Consider the following 23,228-nt stretch of genomic DNA (forward strand, 5'->3'; position numbering starts at 1 on the left):
GACTTGGCTATGTTATAAAGTCAACAATGCACGTAGTCGCCGGTCAGACGCCCGATCGCCGGGTTCGCCCCACCCGGCGGACCACCGCGCCACGCAAGCGCGGCGATGACACTCGGGCGAAGATCATCGATGAGACCGTGCGCTGCATCGTGGAGGAGGGATTCTCCGCGGCCACCGCCAAGCACGTGGCCGAACGTGCGGGCGTGACCTGGGGGGTCATCCAGTACCACTTCGGTGATCGCAACGGCCTGCTGATGGCCGTGGTGGACGACGGGGTGGCCCGGCTCGTCGACAGCCTGTCGTCGGCCGACGTCAGCGAGCTCCCCTTGCGCAGGCGCATCGAGGTGGTCGTGGACACAGCTTGGAGCTGCTACAGCAGCCCGACGTCGATGGCCGCCTTCGAAATCCTGCGCGAAACCCGCGGCGGCTCGGACCCGTCCTCGCGCCGCCACCTGCTCGACATGAATGCCGCGGTCGGCCAGCTGGGGAGGTTGATCAGCACGGATCCCGCGCATGCCGGTGTGGCGGAAGTCATTTGGGCCACGCTGCGCGGTGTGGTGCTGGCGCAGATGGTCACCGGGACCGCGATCGATTGGAGCCTGGAACGACGTGCCCTCGTCGACATGGTCACCCGTGTGCTGCAATGACCTGGTGACCCTCGACGACCTCGCCGACATCGAAGCGATAAAGCAAGTCAAATACCGGTATCTGCGCGCGCTGGACACCAAGCACTGGGACGACTTCACCGACACCCTGGCCGAGGACATCAAGGCCGACTACGGGCCGTCGATCGGCAACGAGCTGCATTTCACCAACCGTGCCGACCTGGTGGAGTACATGCGTACCTCGCTGCCTTCCAACGTGATCACCGAACACCGGGTGACGCATCCGGACATCACTGTCGACGGCGACACCGCAACGGGCAGTTGGTATCTGCAAGACCGCGTTATAGTCGCCGACTTCAACTTCATGTTGATCGGGGCCGCCTTCTACCGCGACACCTACCGTCGCACCGAGGCGGGCTGGAAGATCAGCGGCACCGGCTACGACCGAACCTATGACGCCACAATGTCTTTGGAGGGCCTGAACTTCACGCTCAAACCCGGTCGCGCCGTCGCCGCGGACTGAAGGCTACTTCGTGATGGCGATGACCGCGCCCGGCCGCAGCCATTTCATGATCGACACCAGCTGAGCGTCGTCCACCGCCACGCAGCCCTCGGTGGGCTTCCCGTCGGTGGTGTGAAAGAAGAACGCGGCTCCACCACCCGGGGTCTTGTCCTTGTTGACGCCCATCACGACGGCGTGCTTGTACTGCGGGATCTGCAGGTTCTCGCTGTCACCGGTGTTGAACGGGCACTGCGCCTTCTGGCACACCTGCATGGTGTTGAACGTGGGACTGTGGTCGTCGCCGCTCCACCAGTAATTGGCACCGGACACCTGGGTATAGGGCAACCCGGTGCCTGGATTCGGCGCCGTGCCGAACGCGGAGTCCAAGCTGTACACGCCCATCGGGGTGGCCGGAACACCGCTCTTGGCCTGCGGTGCCATTCCCGCCGAACCGACGTGGGTGGGAATGCCGGACCGCAGCGACTGCCAACCGGTGCCGGTGCGCTGGAAGATCTCCATGGTCGCGTTGGAACCGCCGGTGCTCACCACCGAAACCACTTGGGTCGCATTGCCAACCGAGTTCGCGAACCACGGGGCGCCCGCGGCCGCACCGGTCGGCGCCAGCACCACCGAGGCGAGAATTACGCACGCCGCGACGCACAGCGAAGTGAGCAGTCGGTGCATGCGCTCCATCGTCGAACGGGCACGTCCTCAGGGTCAAGTAAATGTTTAGCCGCGGTTGGGTCACCGCGTCGTGATCAAACATGCACCGGGACGGCGTTGTTAAGGAACTGCGGCGGTTTCGGTCGCACGCCGCGGGCTGACGAGTCGCTTCATCGAAGGCCGGAAAATCAACAGACACAACAGGAAATACAGGTATCCCAGCGACCAGCCGGCCAGCACGTCGGACGGGTAATGCACGTTGAGCGCCACCCGGGCGATGCCGACCGTCACCAGCGCCACCGTCACCACCGCGACCGCGATGCCGCGGGCCATCCGATGCAGCATCGGAAAGAAAAAGCACAACACGGCGAGCAGCGCGGCCATCGCCTCCAGCGCATGCCCGGACGGAAAGGACGTCGAGGGCGCGGCGACCAACATGCTTGGCGGCCGGGGACGGTTGACCAGCGCCTTGGCCGCCGCGGTCACGAACTCGTTGAGCGGCCCGCACGCGAAAGCCAGCACCAGCGCGGCCCGCAGATTGCGCAGCACCAGGGCGGACACCGTCATCACAACGCCCAGCACGGACATCGGGACGGGGCCCACCGCATAGGACACGACTTCCCAAAAGCGAAGCCACAGCGGATGTTTGAGCGCGAGGTCGCGAGCCGCGTTGAGCAAGGACCAATCCGTCCGGTACAGCCAATTCCAGTGTTGGCGGTAGCCGACCCACATCGCCGCATACACGGTGGCGGCCAACGCGGCGATCAAGGCGGCCACCGGTGTCCGGGGGCGAGTCATGACCAACCGATACCAGCACCGCCTTCGCCGTCACCGTGCGGCCCGCCCCCTCGGAGTCGCGGCCGCGTCATACTGTCGATATGGCCGTCTTCGTCCGTAGGTTGTTCGGCATCGGCAAGCTGCCCGACCAGCTGCATGCCGAGGTCGAGTCGGAAGGCCTGATCTACCTCGCCGATTATGTAGCCGTGACCCGCCGATTCAGCGGCACTATCCCGGGCGTGCGGTTGCCGCACAGCGTCGCCAGCTACACGGGTTCGCTGGTCTTCACCTCGGAGCGGGTGCTGGCAACGCTGTCCATGCTGCCCCGGCTGGCCGGCCCGACCGTCAACGTGCGCTGGGACGCGCCGCAGACAGGAGGGGCGCAGGTGGAGATATCGCCGACCGGACTGCAGGTCAACGCCGACGTCTCCCGAGTCGACAAAAAGTTCACCGGCGAACTGTCGCTGCACTACAAGGTGACCATTCCGGACGATGTTCTCAGCCGCCTGCCCCGGCGGTCGCTGGCGTTCGACATGCCGCCGGAATACGTGTTCCGCGCGGTCGGGGTTACCTATAGTCCCTGATCGTGATCCGCGGCCAGGGCGGCTGCCGCAGCACCGCGAGGGTGCCGATTACCGCGGCCAGCAGGCCGGTGATCACCCCGATCAGCGCGATCCGGCCGTTGTCGACGGCCGGCGTCCAGGTGGCCTGCCCGTCACGGATGGCGAACACCCCCAGCGGCTTGGTGACCACGATGACGGTGGTGCCGTCCGGGGTCTGATAGGGCTCGCCGTAACCGCGGCCGGCGCTGGGCTCGGCAGCCAGCTGATCGAGCACATCGGAAGGCTTCACTTCAAAACCACTCCCTTCCCGGGGGCCTTGGGGGCAAGGCACGATCAACGCTAACGCCGATTTCCTACGATGGCAGACGTGACCGGTGACGCATTCAGCTCGCATGAGCGGCGGGCGGTCTATCGCGTCATCTACGAGCGTCGTGACATGCGCCGATTCGTTCCCGGTGCGGCGGTGGACGAGGCCGTATTGGCGCGCCTGCTGCAGGCCGCGCATGCGGCGCCCAGCGTCGGGCTGATGCAGCCGTGGCGCTTCATTCGGATCACCGACGCCTCGCTGCGGCGACGCATTCATGCCCTGGTCGACGAGGAGCGTCCGCGCACCGCGGAAGCCCTGGGCGAGCGATCCGACGAGTTCCTGGCGCTCAAGGTGGAGGGCATCCTCGAGTGCGCCGAGTTGTTCGTGGTGGCGCTGGGCGACGGCCGCGACGCGCACGTCTTCGGTCGGCGAACGCTACCGCAGATGGACTTGGCGTCGGTGTCGTGCGCGATCCAGAACCTGTGGCTGGCGGCCCGGTCCGAGGGCCTCGGGATGGGCTGGGTGTCACTTTTCGATCCGCAACGGCTGGCGGCGCTGCTCGGGATGCCGTCGGGCGCCGAGCCCGTGGCCATCCTGTGCCTGGGACCGGTACCCGAATTTCCCGATCGGCCGGCGCTGGAACTGGACGGCTGGACCGTTGGGCGACCGTTGTCGGAGTTCGTCTGCGAGAACCGATGGGGTCAGTTGCCGACGCCCTGACGCAACAGCACTCAGGAATCCCGCGGGGAGGTTGCGGTAACGTCGCCGGTCGCAAGGCAATGTGAGAGGTGACGCCATTGGAGATAGCGGAACAAAACCGGAATACGGGCTCTTTGGACAACGTGCTGATCGTGCACTGGCACGACCTGGGGCGCTACCTCGGCGCCTACGGCCACTCCGACGTATCGAGCCCGCGGCTGGACCGCCTTGCCGCCGAGGGCATCCTGTTCACCCGCGCGCACGCCACCGCGCCGCTGTGCTCGCCGTCGCGCGGATCGCTGTTCACCGGTCGCTACCCGCAAAACAACGGCCTCATCGGGCTGGCCCACCACGGCTGGGAATACCGTGACGGCATCCGGACCCTGCCTCAAATCTTGTCTGAATCGGGCTGGTATTCAGCGCTTTTCGGTATGCAGCATGAGACCTCCTACCCGAAGCGGTTAGGATTCGACGAGTTCGACGTGTCGAACTCCTACTGTGACTACGTCGCCGACAAGGCCGACGAATGGCTGCGGCAAAGCGCCGAAGGCCTTGTCGGACAGCCATTTTTGTTGACCGCCGGGTTTTTCGAGACCCACCGGCCCTATCCGCACGACCGTTACACGCCGGCGGACAGCGCGCAGGTCGATCCGCCCGACTACCTGCCCGACAGCCCCGAGGTGCGCGGCGACCTCGCCGACTTCTACGGGGCCATCAGCACCGCCGACGCCGCCGTGGGGCGACTGCTCGACGCGCTGGCCGACACCGGTTTGGACGCCAACACCTGGGTGGTGTTCTTCACCGATCACGGCCCGGCGTTTCCCCGGGCGAAATCCACGCTGTATGACGCCGGTACCGGCATCGGCATGATCATCCGTCCGCCCACCAACCGGGCGGTGGGTCCACGCATCTACGACGAGCTGTTCAGCGCCGTCGACTTGGTCCCGACGTTGTTGGGGCTGTTGGGGATTGACACTCCGGTCGATGTCGACGGTGTATCACACGCGTCCGTGCTGCTGGAACCGGATCCGCCGACCACACCACCGGTGCGCGATCACGTCTACACCACGAAGACCTACCACGACTCGTTCGACCCGATCCGCGCGATCCGCACCAAGGACTACAGCTACATCGAGAACTACGTGCCCCGCCCGCTGCTCGATCTGCCGCTGGACATCGAGGAAAGCCCGTCCGGGCGGGCCGTCGCGCCGTTCGTCAAGTCGCCGCGGCCCGAGCGTGAACTCTACGATCTGCGCACCGATCCCAGCGAGACCACCAACCTGCTGGCCGATGACCGAACCGATGCGAATGAGGTCGCAGCTGATCTTGCTGTCAGACTGCACGATTGGCGTCAACGCACCGGTGATGTCATCCCGTCGGAGTTCGCCGGCACCCGCATTTCCGCGAGATACACCGAGACGTATCTGAAGATCCATCGGTCGAAGCCGACCCCCCGCTCGGCCATAGCCGCTGACCGCGGCATCGAAGAAGGCAAGCCAACGCAGCGTTAGTCACCGTTGACCCAAATTCGTTGCCGCGCCGGGGATCGGCGGCCGGTGGGCGCTGCCGGGTTACCCGGCTGAACGGCTCGACCCGCCCACCTCGGCGATGACGAACACCCGCCGGAACGGGAAGATCGTCGCGCCGTCGGACCGCGGTGGGTAGGCGTCCCGCAGCAACGGGATCAGCTCCTCGCGGAACTTCTCCCATGCGTCGTCGTCGAGCCGCTCGCGCACGGGAACCAGCGCGGTGCCGGTGATCCACTCCAGGACTGGATGCTCGCCGGTCAGCTGGTGCAGATAGGTCGTCTCCCAGACGTCGACCTTGCATCCCGCGTCGAGTAGCAGATTGGCGTAATGCGCCGGGGGCTGAACCACCGCCCCAACCCGAAATGGAATGTCGCGCAGCAACTTCGCATACGGCTCCCGGCGGGCGAGCGCCCGCACCGCGGCGTAGGACGGCGACTCGAAGTTGCCCGGCATCTGGACACCGATCCACGATCCAGGCGCCAGCTCCCCCGCCCACCGCAGCAGCAGGTCGGCGTGCTCGGGCACCCAGTGCAGGGCCGCGTTGCTGACCACCACGTCGGTGTCGGGTTTGGGCTTCCAGTCGCGCAGGTCACCGGTGACGGCGTCGATGCCGCGTTCCTTCGCGGCGGCAACCATCTCCGGCGAGCTGTCCATCGCCTCGATCACCGCGTCGGGCCAACGCCGGGCCAGGTACTTAGTCAGGTGCCCCGGACCGCAACCGAGATCGACGACGCGACGCGCGCGCTCGGCACCCACCCGCGACAGCAAGTCGTAGAAGGGGCGGCCGCGATGGTCGGCGAAGGCCAGGTAAACGTCCGGATCCCACATGTCGATCCTCCCGATCCTCGCGCCGCCGCAACCGGCCGATAGCAAACCGTATAACTCCTATGGTGCGCCGACGCGGCCCGGATGGTCCCGGGATAACACCGCGTTGACCGAAACGGACAAAACGCCCAGGAAGCCCGTGGCCGTCGGGCTACCATCGGCGTTCGTGGCGCCCGACTCAGATCCGATCGACCCGCCCATCCCCGTTCCCGACGTTTCCGGCGCCGATCTCCCGGCCGGCGCCGGCGGACTACCCCCTCGCTCGGCGTTGTCGCCCCGCCAGCGAATGGTAGTCGAGGCATCGGCCCTGGGTGATCTGGCCCTGCGCACCTGGGTGGCCTCGCTGCTCTCCAGCACGGTGGCGCCGTTCGTGGTGGCAAGTACGCTGCGGCAATCCCATTCCGCCACCGAGCGCGACAACCTCGACTTCTATGCGGAGATGGGGGCGGCGAAAGACCCGGCGCGATCCTTTCCGCCACCCACCGAGATCCCCCGGGTCGCATCGCGGCGGGCCAGCCCGCTGGCGCAGTGGATCGCGCACGGCACGGTCGACAACATCGCATTTCCCAGCAGCTTCACCGCCGTCAACCCCGCCATGCGCCCGCAGTGGGGCGCCTGGCGGGCCAACAACACCGTGCGGGCGCAGCATTGGCGCCACGACGACGGGCCGCGTCCCACCCTGTGCGTGATCCACGGCTTCTTGGGATCGTCCTATCTGGCCAACGGACGGTTCTTTTCGTGTCCCTGGTACTACCAGTCCGGCTACGACGTACTGATGTACACACTGCCCTTTCACGGCAAGCGGGCCGAAAAATATTCACCATTCAGCGGTTTCGGCTATTTCGCCGGTGGACTCAGCGGTTTCGCCGAGGCCATGGCACAGGCCGTGCACGACTTTCGCTCCATCATCGACTATCTGCGCCACACCGGGGTCGACCGCATCGCGCTCACCGGCATCTCACTGGGCGGCTACACCTCGGCGCTGGTGGCCTCGGCCGACGCTCGGCTCGAGGCGGTGATCCCCAACTGCCCCGTCGTCACCCCGGCGACATTGTTCGACGAATGGTTCCCGGCCAACAAGCTGGTGCGGCTGGGTCTGCGGTTATCCGACATCAGCCACGACGACCTCGCGGACGGGCTGGCGTACCACTGCCCGCTGAACTACCGGCCACTGGTGCCGCGGGAACGCCGGATGATCATCACCGGACTCGGCGACCGGATGGCGCCGCCCGACCATGCCGTCAAGCTATGGCAGCACTGGGATCAATGTGCGCTGCACTGGTTTCCGGGCAGTCACGTGCTGCACATCAGCCAGTTGGACTACCTGCGCAGGATGACCGCTTTCCTGCGGGAGGTCATGTTCTGACCACCTCGACGGTGTCGGCGTTGTCGCCGGTTTGGCCGGGCGAGGCGCGGTGCGCTCCGCCGAGCAGGGTGGGCCAGTGCAGCTGCGCGAGCAGGTTCTGCGGCGCTGCGGCGTGTCCGTCCAGCCGACGCGTGGACAACAGGTCCAGCGCCGTCAACGCCGGCAGGTGGTTTCCGCGTTGCGGGGTCAGCCCACCGACCGGCGGTTTGCCATCCGGGGCGGTCTCGGTCTGGAACGCACACGCCACCGCGACGGTGAACCGGTCTGTGTCACCGGCGATCTCCAACGCCGTGCAGGTTTCGCGCGCGGGATAAGACCGGATCGCCTCCAAGGTCTCCGGCAGTGTGTCGTCCACCCGAATTTCGTATGCTGCAAGATAATCCGAGGCGCCGCGCTGCACTCCCCGCCACCTCTCGCGGGGGTTGGACGTCAGTAGCCGGGGGACATCGTCGGCGGCGACGGTAGTGGCTTCCCAACCGATCTCCCTCAAATGGTCCGCCAGCCGGCGAGCCGCGACCTGAGCGGTCTCGTGCAACGGGATTCGCGGTGAGCGGGCCTGCAGCGCAGCCAGATTATCCCGCGCCGATACCGTGAGACCGATCCAGGTCTCGCGTCGTGACAGGTCGGAGGTGTTGTCGCGGCTGGTGATTCGGATCTTGTCGGCCCGGATGCCGTAACGATTGAGGTAGCTCGCGATCAACGGGAGCGGCAACGCGTCGGAGTCATCCTCCGGTGTGCCGAGGCGAATCAGCGCGGTTGCCGCCGTGTCGGAAGTGCTCGCCGGGACGGCGTTACCGCGTCCGATCATCGCCACTCGGCGGCGCAGGATGGTGGTGAAATGCAGACCGTGCCACCAGCCGAACAACACGATCACGACGGCGGCCGCGATGCCCAGTAACCAGTAGTCACGCGGCGGTCGCCACGGGTAGGCCATGACCGCGGGCACAACGGCCAACAGCGCCAACGTGATTCGACCGCTCCCGGGAGTCGGTATCCGATGCTTGCTCACGGGGTGGGGTCCTTTCGTCGGCGTGCGGCGATTGCGGTGACTGCGCCGGCCACCGCGACCAGCACGGCCAGCGCGGCGGTGCCGGCCACCGCGACGGTCCGTGGTTTGGTGTCCTTGGGCGCGGGGGCCGGCGGCACGGTCACCGGCTTCACCGATGCCGCCCCGGGCTGGTTACCCGCGGGCAGTTCCCAGGTCAGGGCCGCCACCGGATCCACGCTGCCGGTGCCGACCACGTTGGACGGTTCACGCGCGCCGTTGTGCGCGGTTGCGGTGATGCGACGCTGCACTGCGGTGGCGTTCAGGTCGGGATACTTACTGCGGACCAGCGCCGCGACACCGGCCACGTAGCTGGCCGCATACCCGGTTCCGCTGACAGCGGCGAGTTGCTGGTGCCCGTCAGGCAGGCCGTTGGCCAGTCCGCCGCCGTCGGCGTTGCCGATCGACACGATGCGTTCGCCGGCCGCGGCGACACCCACCCACGGTCCCGCCACCGTGAATTTCGACGGCTGGCCGTCCGGGGTCAGCGACGCCACCGACAACACGTACGGCTGCCACCACGAGGGGATGGACACCGACGTGACACCGGCCCAATTTCGCGGATCGTTGGGGCGGCTCAAGTCGGTGAGCGGGTTCGACTCACACGAGGCGCCGCCGGCGCCCGCACCGCTGTCACCCGCGCCGGCCACGAGTACCGCGTCCTTGTCCACCGCCGCGTAACGGACCGCCGCGCCTAAAGCGGCCTGATCAACCGGTCGGTCCACGGGCAGGCAGGTGGCCGACCCGATATCGATCACCCGCGCACCGAGGTCGGCCGCATGCACGATCGCCCGGGCGAGTGTCGACACCTCGGCCGACACTTGCGCCATCAATGGATCACCACCCGGCGTTCGTGGCGAGAACTTGGCCGACGTCGTCCTGATCGACACCACGCGCGCCGCGGGTGCCACGCCGGAGAACCCATCGTCGGGCGAGGGCTGACCGGCGATGAGCCCGGCCACCAACGTTCCGTGTCCGTCGCAGTCGGTCAGCCCATCGGTCGTCTCGACGAAATCGCCGCCCGGTTCGACGTTGGGCAGCCTCGGCCCCGGCCGCACTCCCGTGTCGAGCACCGCCACCAGCTGCCCCTCGCCGCGCGAGAACTGCCATGCTGCAGGGAGATTCAGCATCGACTGACTGGGCGTGATCGCACCGGGGTCGCTGCCCGGCACGACACCGGAGGTGCTGCAGGGTCCGCGCTGCTCCATCGGCTGCCCGGGCCCCGGCGCGCCGCTGGGCGGTGGGGCGCCGGGATCCACCGTCGGCGGGCTGATCGCGGATGCCGGCGCACTCGTCCACGTCGCGGCGGCGGGCAGCAAAGCCAATGCCGCTGCGGCGCAGGCTGATGCCGGCCGAATCATCGATTGAGCACCAGGGCGAACAAACCGACGACGAAAGCCATCGCGGGGATGAGCGACGCGTCGAGTCCGGTCGCGACAAAGCCCACCAGCCGGCGCACCGGCAGCGAGTAGCTCTCCGGCGCGGCGATACCCGGGTTCATCGCCACCACGATCCAGACCAATACGAGCACCAGAACGACCAGTGCGGCGCCCAGGGCGGCGGCGTAGCGTCCGGTGGAGGTGTAGAACACCAGCAGCACGCCGGCGGCCAAGAAGGGCTGGGCGAGCAGCCACGCCTTGCAGGCGGCGGAGTCCCACACCCTGGCGCGCAGCACCGACGTCGCGGCGGTGGCCGCCACTACGTACCAACCCGCGCCGCTGAGCGCCTCGGGCCGCAGGCCGATCACTACCGAACCCAGGACGCTGAGTAGCACTGCGCCGGCGATGAATCCGCTCTGATGTGCGTCGCTGATCCGGACCCGGCGCGGCAGGTCCTCGAGCACCTGCAGCGACGGCGCCGACGGGGTGGGGTCCCCGGGTGCCGGAATGACCGGCAGCGGGAAGCGCGCCCACAGTGCAGACAGTTGAGGCGTCTCGATGGTGACCAGCAATGCCGCCACGATCAGCCCGCAGCCGATGGCGATCGGCTCGAGATGCCAGAGCAATTCGGCGCCGGCGGCCAGCAACACCCCGGCGCCGACCACCGCGGTCGCGGTGAAAAAGCCGGCGATGCGTTCACGCTCGGAGCTGGGCGCCATCAAGGCGATCAGCGACCACGCGGTGACACCGGCCGCGGCCAGGGTCAGTTGGGCGGCGCCGAACTTGCCCGGCACGGCCAGCGCGAGCGCCGCGGCGATGGGAGCGAGTGCGGCGATTGAGAGCGTCATGCCGGTGCGCGCCGAGCGAGCGGTGACCAGCAGTCCGACGGTAGCGGTCACCGCGGCGACGGCGCTGACCGCGACCAGTCCCAGCAGCGCACCGGTGGCTACCCGGTAGGTAACGGACAACCCCGTCACCAGGAACGTCACCGCGATCGCCGCGGCCAAAGCGCCACGCCGGATATGCGTTGTGCCCCATGGCTTGAGCCGGGAAGTCGAGAAGATCATGGCCGCATCGGCGATGTCCTCGACGATGCCGGGCGCCGCCGGACCCAGCGGAAGCGCCTGGAGCGCCAGGAGGTCGCCGTCCACGACTCCGACCGTGTCGAGGCTGGCGTCCAGACTGAACGGCGCACCACCGATCGGGGCCAGGCTCAGTTGGGTCGCCGCACCGACGTCGGCGGCACCGCGCGAGGCGGCGCCGTCTTCCGAACCGCCGTTGGTCGGAACCACCAAACGCTGGACAGCCGGCAGGATTTCGCGCAGCGGCAGCTCCGCAGGCAAGGCCATTTCCGTCAACCTGCTGTCCGCGAGGATTGCCACACGGACGATCGGCATGACGGTTCCGGATGTCACCGGATCTCCGAAAAGTGTTGTGGCCGTTGCTGGAACATCGTTCTCTCTTCTTTCGTATTACGAGTTTTGTACGGAAAAATCTCGGGCCAACCGGTGTTCGCCGAACCATCCGGCATCTGGCAGTAGGGCGGTCAGTTGTTCGATCGCGACGGCGATCGCGAACGGTGTTCCCGGCGCGAAGGTCGAAACCCACTCGCCGTCGAAGGCCAGGGACGGACTGACCAGCACCCGCCCCTCGCGTGCGTCGACAATGCTCATCCCCACCTCGGTGGTGGAGTGCCGGCCGTCGCAGCGGCAGCCGGCGACGATCTCGACGTAGCTGCGTGGTCCTTCGAACACCGATTCCACCACCTTCCGTGCCGATTGCGGGATACCCAAGTAGTCAAGGACTTCAGCGAGCGGGGCACCCGAACGCAGTCGCTCGTCGGCTCGGGCACCAACCCGCATCGGCATGCTGAACTCGTCGAACCGCGCGGGCGCGCGGTTCGCGAGACCGACGGTGAGCACCGGCACGAGCGCGCGCGGATGGTCGATGTCCATGACGGTGAACGTGATGAGCTGCGCGCTGCGCAACGCGACCACTGTGATCGACGGCTTGCCGGCCACACCGGTGCGCTGCGCGACGATGCCCCGCAGCAACCCGGCGTCGCCTTCCGCACCGGTGTCCTTGGCCGGACCGATGTAACGCATGTCCAGCCACCGCTGCGGAAAACACACCACTTTGATCCACTCGGCGACCGCTGGGTTGACCAGGCCGCCTTCTGAGACCAGACCCAGTTCGGTCAGCTCAGCTTTCTGACGGTCGAGGAACGCGCTGCGTTCCGCGGCATCACGATAGGGCGAGGTGATCGCCAATACCCAGGGAAAGCTCCCCGCCCCAATCGTTTCCGCGATGAACCAAGCGTGATCGACCGTCAGCTCGACGGCGTTGGGCGCTCGGTCCATCAGGTTCGTTCAGTCACGACCTAGCCGCCCCACTTGGCGGCTTCGGCCTGGTCGCGGGCCAGCATCGACATGGTGTTCGCCTCGTGGGTGCTCGCCATTGACTGGTAGGCGCGCACGAGGCTTTCCATCGCCTGGTTCCACTGGGCCTGCCACACCTGGTAGGTCATACCGGTGTCACCCTGCCAGGCGTTGGACAACGTGGCCTGCTCGCTGGCGATGTCGGAACCGAGCCCCTGCATGGTGCCGGCGTAGCCCGACATGTCGGCGGCGTGGTTCAACATCGCCGGGTAGTTGTACATGATCTGCGACATGACAAGTCCTTTCGCGGTTGCTAGCGGTGAGATCAGAACGCGGTGTAACCGGACGCGGCGGCTGCATCCGCGGCCACGTAGGTGCCGGCGGCGTCACCGAGGTTGGCCTGGGCGATGTCCAGCAGGGTGTTGACCCGGGCGGCGACCTCGACGAATCGCGCGTGCGCGGCCTGGAAGGCGGCCGAGGACTCGCCCTGGTGGAACGCCTGCGCCGACATCGCTTCCTGCTCGGCCTGGCTGATCGTGCTGCGCATCAACGCCGCCTTGGCGCTGAAGGCCGACTGTGCGGCTACCAACTGCGGAATGTGAGCGTCCAACATACTCATGCTGATTCCTTTCTGTTGCTTCCATTGGGGTTTCGGTAATTCACCTTCACTGGCTGACTGCCTTAACCCCCTTTCCCGGGCTCGGTTGGGTGTGCTCCGTTACCGGCTTCCTGCTCCCACGTGCCGGGCACCATCGGCATGCGTGGGCCACCACCGAAATCGTCCTCGGCCAGCTTGGTCAATCCGGCCGCCTGGAAGGCTTTCTGTCGCCGCGTGGTTCCGGCGAACCCGAGTGGCCCCGCCCCCTGGGCGGATGCGACGGCCGCGGCCAGTTCCTCCTCGTCGCCGAAATCGGGGGGGACACCGAAATCGGAGTCCATGTCCGCGTACTCGTCGGCGTGATCGTGCAGCGTGGCCCGCCGCCTGCGCCGTGCGCGCGACTCGGCGCGGTTCGCCGCTGCGGCACCCGCTGCCGGGATGGTCGCCGCCGGAGCCTTGACCCCGCCGCGGCCGCCCAACGTGGGTCCGACGCCCGCGTCCGGGTCACCGCCCATGGCCACCAGGTAGGCGAAGTTGGTCGCCGCCGCCGCCGGCGCCGGCGCCGCGGGCGCACCGGAGCCCGCGGCAGCCGTGGTGGCCGGTGCCCCGGCCGGAGTCGCCACCGTCGGGGCCAACGCGACCGCCGGCATCATGGTCGGTTTGTTCGACGTCAGCACGGGGGCCACGACGGCGGGGGCGGCGTCGGCATCCGGCTCGACGTCAACGGGTGTGGTGAGCAGGGAACCGAGCCCGATGCCCAGCAGTAGCGGAATCAGCAACGGCGCGGTCAGGATCGCACCCCAGGTCGGCCAGCCGACGGCGTTGAAAAACACTTGGTAGGCAACGAAGAACAGCAGCGGCCCGTTGGCCGCCAGCAGCGCCGGCAGGTTCTGCAACAGCTGCTGGATGTTCTGGAGGAAGTCCTGCAGAGATTTGGACAACTGCTGGAAGAAGTTCTGCAACCAGTCGCCAGGGCTGTTCTGCGCGGCGTTGGCCGCGAGGCTGTTCGTTTGGCCGCCGGGATTGACGATGGGAGGCGCCGGCGTGGTGCGCGGCGACGCGGCCAGGGCCGAGCCCGCGACGGCCTGGTAAGTGCCCATGGTGGTGGCCGCCTGGACCCACATCCGCGCATAGTCGGCCTCGTTGACCGCGATCGGAATGGTGTTGATGCCAAAGAAATTTGTCGCTACCAACACCCCGTGCACGGTGTGGTTGGTGGCCAGTTCCGCGAGCGTCGGCATGGCCGCCAAGGCGGCCGTGTACGCCGTGGCCGCGACCTCTTGCTGTGCGGCCGCACCCGCGCTGTCGGCGCTCGCCTGCTGTAGCCACGCCAGATACGGCAGATGGGCCGCCACATACTGCTCGGCGCTTGGCCCCTCCCAGGCACCGGCCTGGGCCTCCCCCAGTAGCCCACTGAGTTCGGCTGCCGCCGAGGCGTATTGGGTGCTCAGCGCGGTCCACGCGCCGGCGGCCGCCAGTAGCGGCCCCGGCCCAGGACCGGCGCTGAGCAACGCCGAATGCGCCTCGGGTGGCAAAGCCATCCAGATAGTGGACCCTATGGGGGCCAGAGGGCCAGTCATTTGTCAGGCGCCCGCGATTCCGAACGTCGCAGCGGCCGCGGTGTCGCCCGCGAGGTAGCTTGCGCCGGCCTCGCCGACGCCGACGCCGGCGCGGCCCAGCTCTTCGACACCCTGGGCCGCCATGGCGGAGTGCTCCTGGCCCTGAGCGCTGAATCCGGCAGCCGTTTGCAGCGATACCGGGTCTACCGCCGGCGGCACCACCGCGGTGATCGCCGGAGCCGCCGCCGCGTGCGCGGCCGCCAGCCGTGCCGTCAGGGCCTCGACCGCAGCGCTGGTCGCGGCCAGACCTTCGGGAACCACTCGCAGGGTCATGGTTACTCCTTTCCTAGTCCTTCTCTACGGACTTGCGTAAACATCAGTGGGCGAAACCTTCGGTGGCGCCCTCTATCACGGACTCCCCGACCAACGGGTTGACCAACTGCACGTACGTCGGAGCGTCGCTGTCGCCCAGCAAGATCGCCCGCCCGGCAGGCAACCGGCCGAATCGCTGACCGCGGATCTTGCCGCTGTCCTGCGGATTACCCGCCAGCATCAACGTGGTCGCCTGCAAGTCGTTGAACCGGCGCAGCAGCGGATTGGTCATCAAGACGTGCCCCGAACCCGTGGCACGTGCGGTAACGATCACCCGCAGCCCCAGATCGGCCGCCTGCGAAAGCAATCCGATCAGCGGCGTCCACGGGCGCTGCCCGACGTAGGGCCCGCTCATCGCGGGCGAATCCGGTATCTGATCGACGTCGTCGATGATCAGGTAGTGGGTGTGGCCCGCGTAGCGCCAATGGGCCAGCTCCCCGGGTGGCAGTCCGGCCGGCGGTCGGCGCGATTCGATGATATTGGCCAGGCCCAGCATCGCCGGGGTGATCCGGTCGATGTTGGCCGTGTACTCGTTGTCGGCGAACAGCGGCTCGTCGACGAGGTGCAGCCGCCGATCCAGCACCGTGAACGCAACCTGATCGGGCGTGGAGTGTTCGCGCACGGTGCGGATGAGGTGGCGCAGCAGCGTGGTCTTTCCAGACTTGCTGTCGCCGAACACCATCAGTAGGGGGTTCTCGACGAAGCTGATCACGACCGGCGCGAGATCTTCCTCGCGCTGGCCGATCACGACCTGCTCCGGCCCGCGATACAACGACCCGACCGACTCCGGCGCGAGGTTGGTCGGCAGCAACCGCACCGGCGGCGCGGCCAGGCCCGGGTAACGCGCGTTGAGCGCGGCCACCTGGTCCAATTCCGGCGCGGCGAACAGGAAATGCTCTGCGGCCATGGTCAATCCGCGACCAGGCTGATCGTGGGGCACCGCTTCGGCGGGCCGGCGCAGCGCACCGACTACCCGCACGTTGCTGTCCCGTGGATCGTGCAACTTGAGCTCGAGCCGCAATCCGAGGCCATCGCGCATGGCCAGCGGCACCTCCAGCCAACTGGGTGTGGTGATGACGACGTGGATGCCGTACGCGAGGCCGATGTTGACCAGTTCGCTGACCCTGGCCAGCAACGGGTTTCGGGTGTTGAACTGGTCCGTGTTGTCGCGGCCGAAGGCGTAGAGGTTGTCGATGACCAAAAACACCTCTCCGAACCCGTCGTCGGGGGCGGCGCCATGCTTCTCCCGGAACGCCTCTCGCCGCTGCCGCGACAACAGCAGCTGTTCGAGTTCGCCGAAGGTACGCCGGATACGTTCGGGCTCCAGCGCAGAAGCGACGCTGCCGACGTGCGCCAAGTCCTCGAGCGCCCGAAGCTTGCCACCGCCGTAATCCAGGCAGTAGAAGGTGACCTCGCGCGGCGAGTGCAGGTTGGCCGCGGACAGGATAAACGTCTGCAGCGCGGTCGACTTGCCCGATTTCGGACCGCCGTGGATGACCATGTTGCCGGCCGACGAGGCGGCGTCGAACACCAGCGGGTCGCGGCGCATCTCGAACGGCTTGTCGATCTCGCCGAGTGGCCACTGCCACTGCCGCGGCGGAACGCCGGCGCGGGCCAGCATGGCGCTCAACGGAATCGGCTCGTCCAGTGGCGGCAGCCACAGCTGCGGCGCCCGTGGGCCGTAACCGGCCAGCTGATCACCAATGGTGGCGATCAGCTTGCGTGGTGGCCCGGTCAATTCGTCTTCCTCCGGGGTTGTGATCACGGTGTCCTGATCCGGTTCCACCCGGCCGGCCGTGAAGAGCTTGGGCTCCGGAATAGACGGCACCACAAATGATTTAGCCTTGACGGGCGGCTCGTAGATGCCGTCGACATAGGTGCTGCGGAATTTGATCGGCGTCGCTCCCGGGGCGGGTACCAAGAAGCCCACGCCCTTATGCTCCTTGCCGGATTCGATGTGGTAGGCATCCTCCACACCGATGATCTGGCGAGACACGCTGGGGCTGGCCACCTTCAGACCGATGCGGTAGGAGGTGTTCTTGTCGATGTCCTTGATCTTGCCGACGTCCAGCGTCTGCGACGCGAACAGGATGTGGATGCGGAACGAGCGGCCTTTTCGCGCAACGTAATCGAACAGCTCCGCGTATTCGGGGTGATCGGCCAGCATCAGGGTGAACTCGTCGGCGACGACGAACAGCGTCGGGATGGGCGGCAGGTCGTTTCCGGCGGCGATGGCGGCCTCGTACTCCACCACCGAGTTGAACGCGCTGCCCTGCACCTGGCGGCCCGCTTCGCGGAGCAACGTTTCCCGGCGGGCGACCTCGCCGCGCAGCGTGTCGGCGAACCGATCGGCCAGCGACTTCTTCTCGGCCATGTTCGAGATGACGGCAACCACTTGCGGGAAGTTGCGGAAGCTGTCGGCGCCGGCCTCACCCTTGAAGTCGGCGTAGATGACGATCAACCGATCTGCCGAATGAGTCGTCAACAGCGACAAGAGGATCGACATCAGGGTCTGGGACTTACCCGAGCCCGTCATACCGATCATCAGCCCGTGCGGACCCATGCCGCCCTCGGCTTCGTCCTTCAGGTCGAACATCAGCGGCTCACCGGTCGCGGTGACCCCGATCGGAACGCGCAACTCGTCCTCGCGGCGGCGCGGCGCCCACAGCGTGGGCACGTCCAGCTGCGAAGCATCCGGAATGCCCATCATCGTGGTGAAGGTCGCACCGCGGGTGGCCGCCGAGCGCAGGCCGGTGTGGCTTGGGTTGGAGTCCCAGCGCGACAACTGGCGCGCGAGGTGCGCCGCCTCGTCGGCACCCAATTCGTCGGCGTTGTCGATGTAGGGCTGCCAACCGCCGGTCTGCCAGCGCTCGATGGCACCGACTCGACCGCCAGCGCCGGTGATGCGCAGGATCGGCCTTTCCGGATCCGAATACTGCTCACGGTTGGGCGCCGTTGCGCTGCGGTGCACGACGGTGACACCGGCCCGGCCCAGCGCCAGCGTCGACGCGTTCAGGTCGTAGTCGGGGTCGTCGATGATGATCAGCAGGTGACGAAACGCAGCGGCGGGCTCACCGGTGAACGCCGGGCGGTCGGCGAGGGCCGAACCCAGTTTCGCGACCAAGTCATCGGCGTTGGTGAACATGAAGCGGGCGGGTCCGACCCCGTCGAGCTCACCGGGAATGTCGATGTGCGCCAACCACTTCAGCCAGGACCAGTGCGGGCTCTCCAGATTCGGGGTGACCAGTGCGACCCCTAGCACGGTCGGGTCATGCCAGGTCACCGCCTGAGCGAGCCACGCGCGCAGCGCCCCCCGCGCCCGGTCTTCCGCGCCCAGCACGGTGATGCGGGAGACCTTTGCCACGTCGATTCCGGTCGGTACGTCCGGCACGGTCCGATGGGTGTCGAGCAGGCTGCGTAACGCGCTGTGCGACACCGGCTCCAGGTCGATTTCATCCGCGGTGTCGTTGACCCGCAAGGTGGTGGCCAGTGGCACGCGATGACGGCCGGCCCGCAGGACCAGGAAGTCGGGATCGTGGGGGTCGCGCTCCCATTGGCGGCGGGTTCCCGGCACGGCCGCGATCGCGGCGGGCTCCGGGTGGGACCACTGGGCCGCGGCGCGCTGCGCGGTGGCCTGGGTACGGATGTTGTCCCGGACCACCGAGAGGTAGCGCAGGTAGTCGGCGCGTTCGGCGTCGACCTCCTCGGTACGCGTCTTGTTGTCGTTGCCGCGGTACATCGCGGTCGCGGCGAGCAACAGCACGAACGGGAAGAACAATGTCTGCGGCGAGATCAGCCGCATCCCGGTGGCGAACAGGGCGACGACCATGCCGACGATCAGGATCACCAGCACATAGGGCATTGCCCGCCGCAGGAACGACGGCGGAATCACCCGGGGCAGCTCAGGTGGCGCCTCGATGGCGATGGTGCCCTTGCGGGTCACCGGCGGCGCCAGCCGGCGGCGCGCTTCGAAGATCAGTCGGCTCATCGGGGGGCTCCCTCGGCAGATGCCACACGGCCGGGCTTCTGATCGGGGGTCAGCCCGTCATGTGCCAGCAGCGCGTCGGCGCGCGATAACGTCGGACCATTGGCGAACAGCGACAGCACCGACCACGGGACGGGCACCGGTGAACCGCTAAGGCCCAGCGCTTCAACCGTTTTGCCATGCCCGGTGGCCGAGTGCTCGGCCTCGTTGTCGATGCCGTAGCGGACACCGGTGTCAGAAACCCAGAACAACGAGCCGGTGCCCGGTGACTCCGGGGCGCCGCCGACGGTTTGGGTGAAGTAGCCGGTGCCCGGCGCCAGGGCGACACGAGTGGCGGTTGTCGCCGCACCGCCACCTACCAGGTCGATGGTGCGGATCGATTCGGCGATCGGCAGCGCGGAGCCGGACATCAGGTTCAGCGAGCTGGTCGCGGCTCCGGCCGGCTTACTCCAATAGACGCATGTGACAGGGGATTTGGCCGCATCGACCAGGCTGACCTGTTGATCCGGATAGCGCTCGGTGTCCAGCATCCGCGACACTGGCAGCTTGGCCACCGCGTCGGCACCAAGCCGCGGCGGTTGGTCCAGCCCATAGGAATTGGTGTTGCGCAGGATCGCGGCGAGCACGGGTGAAATCTGTTGCAGGCCGTCGGGCATGACCGCGTAGTAGCGCGGTGCGCCCGACGAACTCTGATCCAGGGCGTAGGAAACCACCACCGCGCCGATCGGTGCGGGCACGGTGAACGGCGCCGGGGCACCGGCGTTCGGGATGCCCGGTGCGGCCAGCGGCGGCCCCTCCGGTATCGCGTTGAACAGGCCCAGCGCGATGGGCCGTGGCGCGGGCACCTCGGAGTTGTTCTGCCCCAGGCCGAGTGCGTTCGTGATCGCATGGTCGGTCAGGTTGATCTGCGAACGCCTGCCTTCCCATAACAGCCAGGTAGTGCCGTCCCGGTCGACAAGGACCGCCTGCCGCGACGGGAGCGTGGCCGCGCGCGCACCGCTGCTGTCGGGCCGTCCCGCGATCACCGTGACGCCGGTGCTGTGGGCGGCGTGGCCGCCCTGGGCCGGCTGGCTGACCGAGTCGCACACCGTCCAATTCGCGTCGTGCGAGGGGTTTTGCACCATGCGCTCCGGCGCGCCCGGGATGCCGATCAGGTTGCCGCGCGGAAAGCGGTCCAGCTCACTGCTTTTCACCATGGTGGGATCCACCGCATGGCCGGTGATGAGCCGGGCGGAAGTCAAGTTGAGCACCGGATGCAAGTCGTCGCCGACTCGGACGTACAGAGCGGCGGTCGACCGGTCGGCCAATACGGCGTTGGTGCCCACCGTGCCGCTGGGCCGAATCAGGGAAAACACGAAACAACCCGCCAAGCCGGTGACCAACAGGACCACCCCCATGGCCACCGCACGCGATTGCGTGCGCAGCGGATCGACCAGCATCCTGGTGTCGTGCAGTGCGATACCGGATGCGATCCGGCGCATCACGAACCGCCAGCCGCTGACCTGGTGGCGGGTGACAAAACCGCGGCGGTACTCGACCTGGTCGGGGTTGTCGTTGACCGGCGTGCGAGAGGTGAACGAACGGCGTTCGTCGGACTCGTTGCTCATGCCGGCACCGACAGGCCAAGGCCGCGCAGCAGCGGCTCCACCGACCGTTCGACGTCGTCGTCGGTGATCGTCATCAGCTCCTCGTCACTGAATTCGCCGGTTCCGGCGTGTTCGGAATGGTCGAGCCGGAACTCTCGTTCTTCTTCGGAGCGTTCGACGATGTTTCGGACGAATCGACCGTTACCGGCGATGTCGAGGTTGCGTCGCGAGATTCCGTTGGCATCCGGAGTCGACTCGGATGCCAGCTTGGTGAACAACGCCTCCATGTGTTCGAGCGCGGCCGGTTCGAAGATGCTGTCGCGCTGTTCTGCCATGGTGTTCGCGATCTCGACCAGCTCCGAGGGTGCATAAGAAGGAAAATCGATGTTGCGCGTGAATCGAGAACGCAAGCCCTCGTTGGTATCCAGGAACTTGTCCAGGTCGGCGCGGTATCCGGCGATGATGACCACCAGGCGATCGCGGTCGTTTTCCATCCGCGCCAGCAAGGTGTCGATCGCCACCAGCCCGAAGTCGTTCTTGGCGCCCGTGGCGACCAGCGCGTAGGCCTCGTCGAGGAACAGCACGCCGTCGAGTGCGCTGTCGATGATCGCGTTGGTCTTGGCCTCGGTCTCACCGATGTGCTGGCCGATCAGGTCGGCGCGGTGCACCTCTCGAATGTTCTCCCGCTTCAAAAGCCCAAGGCCGCAATAGATCTTGGCAACCACGCGGGCGATGGTGGTCTTACCGGTTCCGGGTGGCCCGGCGAAAACCAGGTGATGGGCGCGCTGGGCGACGGCGAGACCACGCTGCTTGCGGACCAGCTCCATGGCCACCGAACTCTTGAGCCGCGACACCTGGTTCTTGACCTCATCGAGACCGATGAATTCGGCGAGCTGGCGCTCGGCCTCGTGCAGCAGCACGGCTTTGCGTTCGTGCGCTGCGGGATCGACGAAATCCTCGGCGCTGGGCTCGGTTTCGGGATCCCACGGATCGGTACGGGCTTCGATGCGGGCCGCGGTGGTGGTCACAATCCCGAAACTGGTATCGGTCAGGGCCTGTTCGACTTGCTCGTTTTCGGGATGCGCGGCGTACAGATCCTGCAGCACCTCGCTCGCCGAGTCCTCGTCCACGTGTGCGCGCAGCACCAGCGCCTTGGCCAACGCGCCATCGACCGCAGCCACCGCGACGGGGCCGTCGGGCTCCTCCAGGTACGACAGCGAGGGGGCGAACATGCCAAGCCGGGCCAGCGCGGTGCCCAGGGCGATCTTGGCGGCGTGCGAGAACGCCTCGTCCAGATCCACGTCGTTGACGATCGGCGTCAGCAGCTTGACGACGTCCGACCAGCGCTCGGCGCGGTAGTTGATCACGACGGACACCCAGCGGGCCTCGCGCCAGTTCGGGCGGCGGGCGGTCAGGCCGGCGACGATTTCGTCGGCCTCAGCAAATCGTCCGGCCGTTGCCAGCGAGGCCGCGTAGGCGAGATGGAACTCCTCGGGCGTCGTGGCGCGAAACTGCAAATACAGTCCGGTGTCGTAGCGGAAGCCCAGCGACCCGGGCGCCAAATCGACTTGGCGCTGCAGCGCGCCGGCGGTCGCGACGTTGCGCGATACCGCCTCGAGCACCCGTAGGGACACATCTCCGGCAGCTGCCAGACCCGTCCACGCGTCGCACTGGTCGTGAGCGATGCGGGTCAGCGCGGTGAAGCCGGAGCGCGCGGCGGTCAGATCGGCAGGACGCTGGCGTTGATAGACGACTATTCCCAGTGCTCGGCAACACGTGGCGAACCGGCTGACGACGTCCTCGTCAACCCGAGAGTTAACCGGCTGAGCTGTGAGCATGCCGGTGTCACCGAGTTCCACGGCCGCGCCTCGTCATGTATGTAGCCTCCCCTAACCTAACCCGCCTGAAGTTAGCATTGCATAAGCTAACTGTCGAGGCGTTTGGGTCCGTCCGACTGACCACTGCGCTGCCCTTCTTTTACCGCTGTTGAGGAAGTCTTCGCAGAGATTCTCCGCATTTTCGGCATACTCACAGCCGCGTCGGGGGCGGTCTCACAGCAAGGACCAACCCTAATGAAAATCATTTTCATTATCAACTCGGCCCGCGCACCCCGCGCCGTCCGCTCCGGCCGAGCGGATAGGGATGACACCGTCCGCGCGGGCGCGGTCATAGCAACGACTCCTTGACGATCGGATGAGCTCGACGACCGTCACGACCGGTGGCCGCGGAACGATCACGCAGCCAGTAGTCGGCTGGCGGGCCAACAAAGTTCCCCGCTAGTCGCTGTCCCAACTGCCCGGCAGCATCGGCGCCGGGGGCGCGTTTCCGAACTCGTCACCGGCTAGCGTGGTCAGCCCCGTCGCCTCCGCGCTATCCACGGGCACCGTTCCAGCAAAGCCCAAAAGCCCCGCACCACGATCCGATGCGACCGACAACCCCGGATCGGGTGCGAGAACGTCATCCGGATCTCAATGAAAATCCCGACGCGGC

Annotated in this window: 21 protein-coding genes and 1 pseudogene; 6 read left to right on the top strand and 16 right to left on the bottom strand. The window is 67.2% G+C overall.

The features are described from left to right. Nucleotides 1-26: 26 nt before the first annotated feature. Together AC5Y4F_RS15540 and AC5Y4F_RS15545 are read left to right on the top strand one after the other, a co-directional pair. Nucleotides 27-647, top strand: coding sequence for a TetR/AcrR family transcriptional regulator (locus AC5Y4F_RS15540; protein ID WP_499997536.1), 621 nt, complete (start codon nt 27-29; stop codon nt 645-647). Further along, complete coding sequence (locus AC5Y4F_RS15545) at nt 634-1,128, top strand: nuclear transport factor 2 family protein (protein WP_499997587.1); 495 nt, start codon at nt 634-636, stop codon at nt 1,126-1,128. Before AC5Y4F_RS15540 ends, AC5Y4F_RS15545 begins: the two co-directional genes overlap by 14 nt. Before the next feature lie 3 nt (nt 1,129-1,131). Here AC5Y4F_RS15545 and AC5Y4F_RS15550 read toward each other — a convergent pair whose 3' ends face one another. Both AC5Y4F_RS15550 and AC5Y4F_RS15555 read right to left on the bottom strand, forming a co-directional pair. Then, entirely contained in the window at nt 1,132-1,791 is a 660-nt protein-coding gene (locus tag AC5Y4F_RS15550; protein ID WP_067932157.1) for a L,D-transpeptidase family protein, read from the bottom strand. A 99-nt stretch (nt 1,792-1,890) separates the two neighbouring features. Beyond that, complete coding sequence (locus AC5Y4F_RS15555; RefSeq protein ID WP_499997537.1) at nt 1,891-2,568, bottom strand: phosphatase PAP2 family protein; 678 nt, start codon at nt 2,566-2,568, stop codon at nt 1,891-1,893. Between the two features lie 80 nt (nt 2,569-2,648). Between AC5Y4F_RS15555 and AC5Y4F_RS15560 the strand changes: the two genes are divergently transcribed. Continuing rightward, on the top strand, nt 2,649-3,131 hold the full coding sequence (locus AC5Y4F_RS15560) for a hypothetical protein (RefSeq protein ID WP_067932119.1): 483 nt from the start codon (nt 2,649-2,651) through the stop codon (nt 3,129-3,131). On the opposite strand, the gene AC5Y4F_RS15565 is transcribed toward AC5Y4F_RS15560, so the two are convergent. Continuing rightward, on the bottom strand, nt 3,115-3,399 hold the full coding sequence (locus tag AC5Y4F_RS15565; protein WP_067932121.1) for a hypothetical protein: 285 nt from the start codon (nt 3,397-3,399) through the stop codon (nt 3,115-3,117). The genes AC5Y4F_RS15560 and AC5Y4F_RS15565 overlap by 17 nt on opposite strands. A gap of 69 nt (nt 3,400-3,468) precedes the next feature. Here AC5Y4F_RS15565 and bluB point away from each other — a divergent pair, with 69 nt between their 5' ends. After that, entirely contained in the window at nt 3,469-4,137 is a 669-nt protein-coding gene (bluB, locus tag AC5Y4F_RS15570; protein ID WP_067932123.1) for a 5,6-dimethylbenzimidazole synthase, read from the top strand. Between the two features lie 83 nt (nt 4,138-4,220). Next, nucleotides 4,221-5,627, top strand: a complete 1,407-nt coding sequence (locus AC5Y4F_RS15575) for a sulfatase family protein (RefSeq protein WP_499997588.1) — start codon at nt 4,221-4,223, stop codon at nt 5,625-5,627. 60 nt (nt 5,628-5,687) lie between these two features. Here AC5Y4F_RS15575 and AC5Y4F_RS15580 read toward each other — a convergent pair whose 3' ends face one another. Further along, a complete protein-coding gene (locus AC5Y4F_RS15580; protein WP_067932125.1) occupies nt 5,688-6,473 on the bottom strand; it encodes a trans-aconitate 2-methyltransferase in 786 nt (261 codons plus the stop codon). 163 nt (nt 6,474-6,636) lie between these two features. Here AC5Y4F_RS15580 and AC5Y4F_RS15585 point away from each other — a divergent pair, with 163 nt between their 5' ends. After that, on the top strand, nt 6,637-7,836 hold the full coding sequence (locus AC5Y4F_RS15585) for an alpha/beta hydrolase family protein (RefSeq protein WP_499997538.1): 1,200 nt from the start codon (nt 6,637-6,639) through the stop codon (nt 7,834-7,836). Here the strand turns inward: AC5Y4F_RS15585 and eccE are convergent. The 12 genes and pseudogenes from eccE to AC5Y4F_RS15645 form a co-directional block, all read right to left on the bottom strand. After that, a complete protein-coding gene (eccE, locus tag AC5Y4F_RS15590) occupies nt 7,826-8,845 on the bottom strand; it encodes a type VII secretion protein EccE (protein ID WP_499997539.1) in 1,020 nt (339 codons plus the stop codon). The genes AC5Y4F_RS15585 and eccE overlap by 11 nt on opposite strands. Then, nucleotides 8,842-10,242: a type VII secretion-associated serine protease mycosin gene (gene mycP / locus AC5Y4F_RS15595; RefSeq protein ID WP_499997540.1), complete on the bottom strand. Its 1,401-nt coding sequence runs from the start codon at nt 10,240-10,242 to the stop codon at nt 8,842-8,844. The genes eccE and mycP overlap by 4 nt, the downstream gene beginning before the upstream one ends. Further along, nucleotides 10,239-11,657: a type VII secretion integral membrane protein EccD gene (eccD, locus tag AC5Y4F_RS15600; RefSeq protein WP_499997589.1), complete on the bottom strand. Its 1,419-nt coding sequence runs from the start codon at nt 11,655-11,657 to the stop codon at nt 10,239-10,241. The genes mycP and eccD overlap by 4 nt, the downstream gene beginning before the upstream one ends. Nucleotides 11,658-11,732: 75 nt before the next feature. Next, nucleotides 11,733-12,620 (bottom strand): ESX secretion-associated protein EspG, encoded by an 888-nt coding sequence (locus AC5Y4F_RS15605; RefSeq protein WP_067932130.1) that lies wholly within the window; start codon nt 12,618-12,620, stop codon nt 11,733-11,735. 20 nt (nt 12,621-12,640) lie between these two features. Then, nucleotides 12,641-12,931 carry a WXG100 family type VII secretion target gene (locus AC5Y4F_RS15610; RefSeq protein ID WP_067128585.1) on the bottom strand — a complete coding sequence of 97 codons (291 nt, stop codon included), beginning with the start codon at nt 12,929-12,931 and terminating at the stop codon, nt 12,641-12,643. Between the two features lie 32 nt (nt 12,932-12,963). Next, nucleotides 12,964-13,257, bottom strand: coding sequence for a type VII secretion system protein EsxG (gene esxG, locus AC5Y4F_RS15615; protein WP_007768837.1), 294 nt, complete (start codon nt 13,255-13,257; stop codon nt 12,964-12,966). A gap of 62 nt (nt 13,258-13,319) precedes the next feature. Beyond that, complete coding sequence (locus tag AC5Y4F_RS15620) at nt 13,320-14,777, bottom strand: PPE family protein (protein ID WP_067932132.1); 1,458 nt, start codon at nt 14,775-14,777, stop codon at nt 13,320-13,322. A 42-nt stretch (nt 14,778-14,819) separates the two neighbouring features. After that, complete coding sequence (locus AC5Y4F_RS15625) at nt 14,820-15,128, bottom strand: PE family protein (RefSeq protein ID WP_067932134.1); 309 nt, start codon at nt 15,126-15,128, stop codon at nt 14,820-14,822. 43 nt (nt 15,129-15,171) lie between these two features. After that, the gene (gene eccCa, locus AC5Y4F_RS15630; RefSeq protein WP_499997541.1) at nt 15,172-19,155 is read right to left on the bottom strand and encodes a type VII secretion protein EccCa; all 3,984 of its coding nucleotides are present in this window, start codon (nt 19,153-19,155) and stop codon (nt 15,172-15,174) included. Further along, complete coding sequence (eccB, locus tag AC5Y4F_RS15635) at nt 19,152-20,759, bottom strand: type VII secretion protein EccB (RefSeq protein WP_499997542.1); 1,608 nt, start codon at nt 20,757-20,759, stop codon at nt 19,152-19,154. Before eccB ends, eccCa begins: the two co-directional genes overlap by 4 nt. Then, nucleotides 20,756-22,597 (bottom strand): type VII secretion system ESX-3 AAA family ATPase EccA3, encoded by a 1,842-nt coding sequence (eccA3, locus tag AC5Y4F_RS15640; RefSeq protein ID WP_067932143.1) that lies wholly within the window; start codon nt 22,595-22,597, stop codon nt 20,756-20,758. Before eccA3 ends, eccB begins: the two co-directional genes overlap by 4 nt. A gap of 417 nt (nt 22,598-23,014) precedes the next feature. Beyond that, nucleotides 23,015-23,206 (bottom strand): annotated as a pseudogene (locus tag AC5Y4F_RS15645) (PPW family C-terminal domain-containing PPE protein); the annotation flags it as partial. Nucleotides 23,207-23,228 lie beyond the last annotated feature (22 nt).

Source organism: Mycobacterium sp. NGS56, from assembly GCF_059812425.1.

Coding starts and splice junctions, on each gene's coding strand:
- AC5Y4F_RS15540 (WP_499997536.1), top strand. CDS start 27: ATGCACGTAGTCGCCGGTCAGACGCCCGATCGCCGGGTTCGCCCCACC.
- AC5Y4F_RS15550 (WP_067932157.1), bottom strand. CDS start 1,791: ATGCACCGACTGCTCACTTCGCTGTGCGTCGCGGCGTGCGTAATTCTC.
- AC5Y4F_RS15555 (WP_499997537.1), bottom strand. CDS start 2,568: ATGACTCGCCCCCGGACACCGGTGGCCGCCTTGATCGCCGCGTTGGCC.
- AC5Y4F_RS15560 (WP_067932119.1), top strand. CDS start 2,649: ATGGCCGTCTTCGTCCGTAGGTTGTTCGGCATCGGCAAGCTGCCCGAC.
- bluB (WP_067932123.1), top strand. CDS start 3,469: ATGGCAGACGTGACCGGTGACGCATTCAGCTCGCATGAGCGGCGGGCG.
- AC5Y4F_RS15580 (WP_067932125.1), bottom strand. CDS start 6,473: ATGTGGGATCCGGACGTTTACCTGGCCTTCGCCGACCATCGCGGCCGC.
- mycP (WP_499997540.1), bottom strand. CDS start 10,242: ATGATTCGGCCGGCATCAGCCTGCGCCGCAGCGGCATTGGCTTTGCTG.
- eccD (WP_499997589.1), bottom strand. CDS start 11,657: ATGCCGATCGTCCGTGTGGCAATCCTCGCGGACAGCAGGTTGACGGAA.
- AC5Y4F_RS15605 (WP_067932130.1), bottom strand. CDS start 12,620: ATGGACCGAGCGCCCAACGCCGTCGAGCTGACGGTCGATCACGCTTGG.
- AC5Y4F_RS15610 (WP_067128585.1), bottom strand. CDS start 12,931: ATGTCGCAGATCATGTACAACTACCCGGCGATGTTGAACCACGCCGCC.
- esxG (WP_007768837.1), bottom strand. CDS start 13,257: ATGAGTATGTTGGACGCTCACATTCCGCAGTTGGTAGCCGCACAGTCG.
- AC5Y4F_RS15620 (WP_067932132.1), bottom strand. CDS start 14,777: ATGGCTTTGCCACCCGAGGCGCATTCGGCGTTGCTCAGCGCCGGTCCT.
- AC5Y4F_RS15625 (WP_067932134.1), bottom strand. CDS start 15,128: ATGACCCTGCGAGTGGTTCCCGAAGGTCTGGCCGCGACCAGCGCTGCG.
- eccCa (WP_499997541.1), bottom strand. CDS start 19,155: ATGAGCCGACTGATCTTCGAAGCGCGCCGCCGGCTGGCGCCGCCGGTG.
- eccB (WP_499997542.1), bottom strand. CDS start 20,759: ATGAGCAACGAGTCCGACGAACGCCGTTCGTTCACCTCTCGCACGCCG.